Annotated in this window: 1 protein-coding gene; it reads left to right on the plus strand. The window is 31.3% G+C overall.

All coding sequences use genetic code 11. The features are described from left to right. A partial coding sequence (locus tag QWI17_RS01240; protein WP_302720674.1) for an alpha/beta hydrolase family protein occupies positions 1-315 on the plus strand: 315 nt, incomplete at its 5' end. Positions 316-323: the final 8 nt, after the last annotated feature.

Consider the following 323-nt stretch of genomic DNA (forward strand, 5'->3'; position numbering starts at 1 on the left):
AATTTGAAAGAACGTTTGACAAAATATCATGGCGATAAAACGCAGAAAGTTTTTGAGATGTGGACAGAAACTTGGTTACGCCCAGATTTTATTGATTTTGATATTCGAGAAGAATTAAAAAATATCGAATGTCCAACTTTGGTTATTCAAGGAATTGATGATGAATATGGTTCGATTGAGCAAGTAAATGGAATTATCAACAATGTAAAAGGAAGAAAAGAAAGTTATCTTGTTCCTGATGCAAAACATACACCTTACAAAGAAAATAAAACGCCAACTTTGGCTAAAACAGTTGAGTTTATTGATTCGTTATAACGAATCAA

Source organism: Gilvimarinus gilvus (assembly GCF_030518155.1).
GTDB lineage: Bacteria > Pseudomonadota > Gammaproteobacteria > Pseudomonadales > Cellvibrionaceae > Gilvimarinus > Gilvimarinus gilvus.